This window comes from Candidatus Krumholzibacteriia bacterium (genome assembly GCA_035649275.1).
In the GTDB taxonomy this organism is placed as follows: domain Bacteria; phylum Krumholzibacteriota; class Krumholzibacteriia.
The window spans coordinates 63,531-71,021 of sequence record DASRJW010000009.1 but is presented as its reverse complement, the minus strand read 5'-3'; the positions used below and the strand labels follow the sequence as shown (position 1 = coordinate 71,021).

Annotated in this window: 6 protein-coding genes; 5 read left to right on the top strand and 1 reads right to left on the bottom strand. The window is 66.6% G+C overall.

What is annotated here, in order from left to right; genetic code table 11:
* Positions 1–142: 142 nt before the first annotated feature.
* Entirely contained in the window at positions 143–1,465 is a 1,323-nt protein-coding gene (locus tag VFE28_00535; GenBank protein ID HZM14461.1) for an L-histidine N(alpha)-methyltransferase, read from the bottom strand.
* Between the two features lie 285 nt (positions 1,466–1,750).
* Here VFE28_00535 and VFE28_00530 point away from each other — a divergent pair, with 285 nt between their 5' ends.
* The 5 genes from VFE28_00530 to VFE28_00510 all read left to right on the top strand — a co-directional run bounded on the left by VFE28_00530 (position 1,751) and on the right by VFE28_00510 (position 7,484).
* Positions 1,751–3,076 (top strand): DUF6600 domain-containing protein, encoded by a 1,326-nt coding sequence (locus tag VFE28_00530; GenBank protein ID HZM14460.1) that lies wholly within the window; start codon positions 1,751–1,753, stop codon positions 3,074–3,076.
* A gap of 27 nt (positions 3,077–3,103) precedes the next feature.
* Positions 3,104–4,360, top strand: coding sequence for a hypothetical protein (locus VFE28_00525; protein ID HZM14459.1), 1,257 nt, complete (start codon positions 3,104–3,106; stop codon positions 4,358–4,360).
* A gap of 59 nt (positions 4,361–4,419) precedes the next feature.
* A complete protein-coding gene (locus VFE28_00520) occupies positions 4,420–4,851 on the top strand; it encodes a hypothetical protein (protein HZM14458.1) in 432 nt (143 codons plus the stop codon).
* Positions 4,852–4,954: 103 nt separating this feature from the next.
* Positions 4,955–6,118 carry an N-methyl-L-tryptophan oxidase gene (gene solA / locus VFE28_00515; GenBank protein HZM14457.1) on the top strand — a complete coding sequence of 388 codons (1,164 nt, stop codon included), beginning with the start codon at positions 4,955–4,957 and terminating at the stop codon, positions 6,116–6,118.
* A gap of 136 nt (positions 6,119–6,254) precedes the next feature.
* Positions 6,255–7,484 (top strand): nucleoside recognition domain-containing protein, encoded by a 1,230-nt coding sequence (locus VFE28_00510; GenBank protein HZM14456.1) that lies wholly within the window; start codon positions 6,255–6,257, stop codon positions 7,482–7,484.
* The last annotated feature ends 7 nt before the right edge of the window (positions 7,485–7,491 follow it).

Sequence of the window (7,491 nt, the reverse complement as noted above, 5' to 3'; positions counted from 1 at the left end):
CGCTGGTGACCTCCTGCGGCCACCGTGATACGACCGTGCGCGGCGAATCCATGCTGTCCGCCAACTGGTTGCACTCGGGTGCAGTGGTGTTCCAGGCACTGATTCTCGCCCACGCGGCGATCCGCGACAAGGACCTTGGTTTTCAGGCCCGGCGCAGGAGGTAGTGGGCAATGAGCGGCCGGCCCTTCGAGTCCTTCACGTGCACGATCTCCTCGACCTCGAGCCCCAGCTTCTCGAAGGTGGCGCTGAGCGCCTCGTCGGTGTAGCGCCGGGTGAAGAGCATGGTGCGGATGCGGTGCTGCATTTTTTCTTCCTGGATGATGAGATCGTGGCAGAAGTTGACGCTGCCCGGGATCTTGCAGCTGTCGTCGCCACCCTCGTAGCTTTGTAGGGTGACGCGGAGCTGCACCTCCCGCGGCAGGCGTCCTTGCGACACCTCCCAGACGCGGTATGGCATCTCCAAGAGGGCGGTGCGCGTCGACTCCTCCGCCGAGCGCTCGGTCTTGTGCACCGTCATGGGGTAGACCGGATCGCTCTCGATGGGATCCAACTTGCGCCCTACCTCCACCCAGACCAGATCGCCGGGCCGCGTGAGCTGGAGCAGCGTGCTCCGGATGAAGGATTCCTCGTCGCGCACGTTGCCCAGGATGTTGCCGAGCACGAGCACGAGCCGGAGCCCATCGGTGCGCTGCGCGCTCGGCAGGCGCGCAGCGAAATCGAGGCTGCCGTACTCGAAATCGGCGCAGATCGGGGTGAGCAGGCGCATGGCGTCCGGGCGCGAGGCCCACAACCGCGGCTCGGCCAGGGCCCGCTTCGCCGCCTTGAGGAGCAGCGGCATGGAGAGATCCACGGGCATGTAGGTGAGCCAGGCGAGCGGCCGCTGCAGCTGCTGTTCTCTGCTCACGAGCTGCCGCAGGATGCGGCATTCCTTTTCCCCTTCGCCGGGTCCCAGGCTGATCACGTCGACGCCGACGCCCTCCCGCAGATCTCCGAGCCACTTCGCGGCGCAGCGCTCGACGCCTTGCAGCCACTCTTCCTGGCCGTAACCGCGCTTGATCAGGTTTTCCCAGGCGAGAGCGCAGTGCGGGTCGTAATACAGGAAGCGATGACCGAGGTAGGAGTCGTGGGTGTACTTGTCGCCGAACTGGCGCAGCAGTTCCGAGGGCCCGGCGCCGTCCTCCACTTCCAGACGAACCATGCGGCCGTTCGGATCGACGAACGAAGTGTGATCCATGAGGGAGCGCAGGTGCGCCGCCAGCGCCCGCTTCACCCCGTCCAAGGTCACGAGCTTCAGATTCTCCCCCATCCCCTTCTTCCAGTTCTTCACCTGCTCCCGGCTGACGCCGACGAGATCGGCGATCTCCTGGTCGCCGGCGATGCCGAGGGTGTCGAGGACATGGAGGAGGAGATCGATGACCTGGCTCGGGGCCGGGCCGCGGCCCCCGGGTTCAGGCTTTCTTGCCATGGGTCGGTCCGTTTTTTCGGCCGCAGGCCACTTTTTTTTCGGGTCCCGAAAGCTTTTCCCGTGGGGGCGCGGCGAAACGCGCCGTAGGCTGAGAATAGCTCCACGATAGCGGACGCGCCAAGTGATCTCGTGGAAGCGCGGCACGAATGGTGCAGTCCGAGTCGAGGAGCTGGAGAGCCGAGGTGGTGAACACCTCACCGCAGTACGGCGCTCCGCTCCAGCCCTCGGGGTCCTCGGCAGTGAGAAGCGACCCGGCGGCGGGGCAGCGAACCAGGAGGGGTTGAAATGCGATCCATTCTTCTAGCGGGGCTCGTCGCGACCGTTGTGGCCCTGGCCCCTCGACCGAGTCACGCCGACCACACGTCGCCGATCTTCGTCGACTTCCCGGAACTCACCGAGTGGGGCGACATCATCTTCATCGGCGGCGTCCAGTACTGGAGACCGTTCCAGGATCTGGTCGCCGTCGATTGGGAGCCCTATAACAACGGCTACCTTTACGAGGATGCCGTCGATGGTCTCGTCTGGGTCTCCAACGACCCATGGGGGGTCATCACCGAGCACTACGGCTACTGGCGGCACAACGGGGTGTACGGCTACGTGTGGCGGCCGCTGTATCCGATCCAGTGGCGCCCGCTCATGTCCTCCATGTTCCGGGACGACGGTGGCGTCATCGTCGGCTGGAGCCCCTTCTACTACGACGCCTGGGCCCAGAACCTGTACGTCTCTGGTTGGGGCTTCGACGACTGCTACTGGGCCCCCTTCTGGGACCGGGTCCATTGCGCGGATTTCTACTACTACCACTATCCGCGCTTCGTCGGCTGGTCGGTGGGCATCACGTTCTACGACTACGACGTCTACTATCGTGACGTGCCTGACCACTGTTATCGGCGCGACTGGGATTACCGTCAAGTGCGCCACGAACGCCGGCGTGAGCCCCTGCGGCCGACGCTGCTCGTGAAGGAGCGGTTGCGGGCCCAGCGCGCGGTGGAGCCCGAGGTCCGGAAGCGGGTGGACCCGCAGCCCGTGCCGATCCGCGAGACGGTGTCGCTCACCCCGAGGACCCGGTCCGGAGGGCCGTGGTCGCCGCCGAGCGGCGAGAATCGCACCGAAGCGAAGAAGCGCGAAGCGAGGACGGAGCGCCTGCGCACCTGGTTCCAACCCAGCCGAGTTGGGCTCGACGGCCAGCGTCCGGCGCCGTCCCGGCCAGCGACACCCGTGAGGCAGGAGACCCGAGCGGCGCGCGAGGACCGTGGGTTCATGCGGCCGGTGCGAGCCGAACAGGCGGCGGAACGGCGGGAGTCGCCTCCGCAGCGGGAAGCGGAGCGCCAGGAGTCTGCGCCGCAGCGGGAGGCACGGAGCATCGACCTGCCGCGTGGTCGCTTCGAGACCATACGCGAGCAACCTGCCCAGGGGCGGGAAGCGCAGCCAGAGGCGCGGGAAGCCAGGCAGCCGGTGCGCGAGGCGCGGCCGGCGTCCGAGGCCCCGAGGATCATGGAGGTGCGCGAGCGCAAGGAAGCAAATGCGAATCCACCGCCGGCGCGGTCAGAAACCAAATCGTCGGCTCCGGCGGAGCGCGTGCGCGCGCACATTGGGGCCAAGCGCGGCAATTGAAATGATGCCGGCACGGAGGTCCACGCCATGTCCTCCCGTGTTCTCGTAGCGCTGCTCCTCTTGTCCGGATTCCTGCCCGCCTGCGACGACGAGTGCACCACTTGCCCGGCGCCGGCGGGCGGAATCCAAGGTCGAGTCATCGACTTGATGGGGAATCCAGTCGGCGGAATCCGAATCGTCATCGGGGAGCAGATGACGACTACGGGTCCCCATGGCGCTTTCCATTTCGACGACGTCCTGGTCCCTTACGATCTCGTGGTGCTCGACTCGCCGGTCCTGGTGTACCGGGGTCTCAGGCGCAGCGATCCCGCGGTCATGGTCCACCGCGTGGCTGCCCCGCTGCGATTCGCCATCGTGACGGGACGGGTGCCCTTCGACCCAGCAGTCTCGACGACCCTGTTTTTCGCCGGCGCTCTCGGGAACCCGGTGTCGGCCTCCCCTCAGACCAGCTCCTACTGGATGAACCTACTCTGGACAGGAGAGCTCGCACCACATCCAGGGACGCTCTACGCCCTGCGGCAAACGGAAATGCAGACACGCTCCAAGGAGTATCTGGGGCTGGCGACCCGCCCGGTCACGCTGGACGAAGGCGCTAGGGTCGTGGAGGACTTCGAGCTCACGGACTTCGTGGAAGTGCCCACGGCCAACGTTCATGCCACCGTGACCTTGCCCGGTGCCTACGAGTCGGTCTGGCACGGGCTCACGCTCACCTTCGAGGGGCAGAAACTGAATATGGAACATTCGCAGGTCGAAGCGGGCCTCGAATTCGATTTCACTGCGCCTGTGCTTCGCAATGGCTCATGCCGCATCGCCGTGGGCGCTCGCGATGCATCCTTGTTCGGCTACAGCCAGGGAGCTACGGAGTTCCTCCCGGGGTTGGACTCTTCGGTCGAGATCGTGGTGTTCGCCGGACCAGAACTCTCTTCGCCCACGGATGGCGCCACGGACGTGGCGCAGTCGACACCCTTCGCTTGGAACGCGGGGGATGGACCCGGGATCTACGTGATGAGCGTCTCGTCGACCACCAGTGCCACGACCCTTCTCGTCTTCACTTCCGAAACCAGCACCATCCTTACCGATGTCTTCGGCTTGGTCCTCGAACCGGAGGCACTGTACCGCTGGAGAGTGTGGAAGGAAAACGAGCTGCCGCACGTGGACGACGCCGGCCCGGTGAACCGGTGGACTGGGACGGGGCCCACCTCGTGGTTGGCGGCTCCACGCCAGGACGGCGCCTTTGCGTATTCCCAGGAATTCACCTTCACGACGGCGGTGATGACTCCGTAGCACGATCGCGCCCTTTGGCGCGAGCCTGGCCGGCGAGAGTCTCCCGCGGGGAAGGTCGATTGCCGATGTGCACGCCAGCGGTTCTGCTCGCGGCCGTCCTTCTCACTGGCTGCGACGAGGCGCTCAACAGTCCCGCGCTGCCGGGCCTGGTCGCGCGCACCGAGCATCGGACGTACGCGAAGGGTGAGACCATCACGGTGACGATTTCGAACCGTGGCGACACGCCCGTGTTTTTCAAGCACTGTGGACGGCTCATGATGCGCGAGGTCGAGGTCCAGTCCGGGGTCTGTTGGGAGCCGAGCTACTTCACGGTTTGCAAGAACCACCTCATGCCAGAATACCGTCCGCTGTTTCCTGGCGACACGGTCTCCTTCGTGGACCTGTTCGTTTCCCGGGAAGATGGCGTCTATCGTTGGGTCATCCCGTTTGGAACCGAGCCCCGACCCGAGCTCCCCGAGAAGCTCTTCTCCAACGCCTTCCGCGTTCAGTGACACTCGCCGCCCACCCCGGCTCCGGAGTCCCCAGACCGGAGGGCGGCGAGTGCCACGGTGATCCCGTTCCCCTCTCGGCCCGACCTGGCTATGCTCTGCCGTCATGCACGACGTGATCGTCATCGGCGTCGGGACGATGGGTGCAGCGGCCTGCGAGGCTCTGGCCCGGCGCGGCTGCCGCGTGCTCGGCCTGGAGCAGTTCGCCATCCCCCACGTCTTCGGTGCCCACCACGGCCAGTCGCGCATGTTCCGCCTGGCGTACTTCGAGCACCCGGACTACGTGCCTCTCCTGCAACGCTCGCTCGAGTTGTGGCAGGAGCTGGAGAAGCGGTCGGGGGTGAAGCTCCTGCATCTCACCGGCGCGCTCTACGCCGGCCCGGAGGGGCCCATGGGCCCAGGCGGCAGCGAGCTGGTGCCGGGCTCTTTGCAGGCGGCACGGCGCTTCGGTCTCGTCCACGAGCTCCTCACGCACGCCGAGCTCGCCCAGCGTTTCCCGCCCCTGCGCTTGCCGGATTCCTTCGTCGGCTTGCTCGAGCGCGACGCCGGTTTCGTCGTCCCCGAGCTCGCGGTCGGCGCCCTCGCTGCAGGCGCTCTCCGCCACGGCGCCGAGCTGCACGGCCACGAGCGCGTGCTCGAGTGGTCTGCGGACGGCAGCGGCGTTCGGGTGCGGAGCGAGCGCCGGGAGTACCGGGCCGGGGGTCTCGTCCTCGCCGGCGGCCCCTGGTCCGCCAAGCTCTGCCGCGACCTGGGAGTGGATCTCGTGATCACGCGACAAATCATGGGTTGGGTGCAACCCAAGGCGGAGGGCATCTTCGACCTCGGGCGCTGGCCGTGCTGGGCGATCGAACGCGAGGATGGAGCCCTCTACTACGGCTTCCCCGTTCTGCCCTGGCATCCGGGTTTGAAGTCGGCGATCCACGCCCGCGGGCGGCCCTGCGACCCGGACACGGTGGAACGGAGCGCGAACGCGGCCGACGAAGAGGAGTGCCATGAAGGGCTCCGGCGCCATCTCCCCGACGCCGATGGGCCGCTGCTGTCGCTCACCGTTTGCATGTACGACAACTCGCCGGACTCGCACTTCATCATCGACCGCCACCCGCGGCATCCGAACGTCATCGTCGCCACCGGCTTCTCGGGTCATGCTTTCAAGTTCGCCCCGGTCGTCGGCGAGGTGCTCGCCGATCTGACCCTCGACGGCGCTACGCGACTTCCCGTCGGCTTCCTCGGTCTCTCCCGCTTCGCCCCCAGCAAAGATGCGTCTCACTGAGGTCTGGAACGGCGTACGGCAGCGCCGAAAGTGATCTTCCCGACAGTCGAGCGGCACGGATCCTGTTCCCCTCCCGGCCGGGGTCCGTCTATGCTGCGCCCCCTGAGGTGGAGGGGATGCTGATCGGGGTCTCGAGATGCTGAACTGGATCTGGGCGTCGTTCTTCCTCGTCGCCTTTCTGGCCGCGCTCGTCCAGGCCCTGGTCTTCGGCCGCACCGAAGTCTTCCGGGACGTGGTCGGGGCGCTGTTCGACTCCGCCAAGACCGGCTTCGAAATCGCCCTCGGCCTCACCGGCGTCATGAGCCTCTGGCTCGGCATGATGCGTGTCGGCGAGAAGAGCGGCGCCGTCGAGGCCATCGCCCGCGCCTTCCGGCCCCTTTTCCTTCGCCTCTTCCCCGGGATTCCGGCAGGGCACCCGGCGGCGGGCGCCATCGTGATGAACCTGTCGGCCAATGTCCTCGGTCTCGACAACGCCGCCACGCCCCTCGGCCTCAAAGCGATGCAGGAGCTGCAGACGCTCAACCAGGAACCCGAGCGCGCCACCGACGAGATGATCCTCTTCATGGTGATCAACGCCTCGTCGGTCACCGTACTGCCGATGACGATCTTCACCTTCCGGGCCCAGCTCGGTGCCGCCGACCCGACCGACGTCTTCGTGCCCATCCTGATCGCCACCTACTGCAGTACGATGTGCGGGCTCCTCGTCACCGCCGCCATCCAGCGCTTGAGCCTCTGGAACCGAGTCGTGATCGGCTGGCTGGCACTGATCACCCTTTTCATCGGTGGCATGGTGGCCTATTTCGCCAGCCTCACCCCGGAAATGGTGGGCCCGCGCTCGGCGCTGGTGGCGAATTTTCTCCTGCTCTCGGTCGTGATCACCTTCCTTGCGGCGGGGGCACGGCGCCACATCCCGCTCTACGAGACCTTCGTCGACGGCGCGAAGGAGGGCTTCAAGGTCGCGATCGGGATCGTGCCCTATCTGGTGGCGATCCTGGTGGCGGTGGGCGCGTTGCGGGCGAGCGGCGCGCTGGAGGCGATCCTCGGCGCGATGCGCAGCGGCGTGAGCGCCCTCGGCATCGACACGCGCTGGGTGGACGCCATGCCGACGGCGCTCATCAAGCCGCTCTCCGGGAGCGGCGCCCGCGGTTTGATGGTGGAGACCATGAAGACGCTGGGCCCCGACTCCTTCGCCGGTCGCCTTGCTTGCATCATCCAGGGCAGCACCGAAACCACCTTCTACATCCTGGCGGTCTACTTCGGCTCGATCGGCGTGAAGAAAACGCGCCACGCCCTCGGCTGTGGCCTCGCCGCCGACGCCGCGGGTGTGATCGGTGCGATCTTCGTCACCTACTTGTTCTTCGGCTGAGTACGCC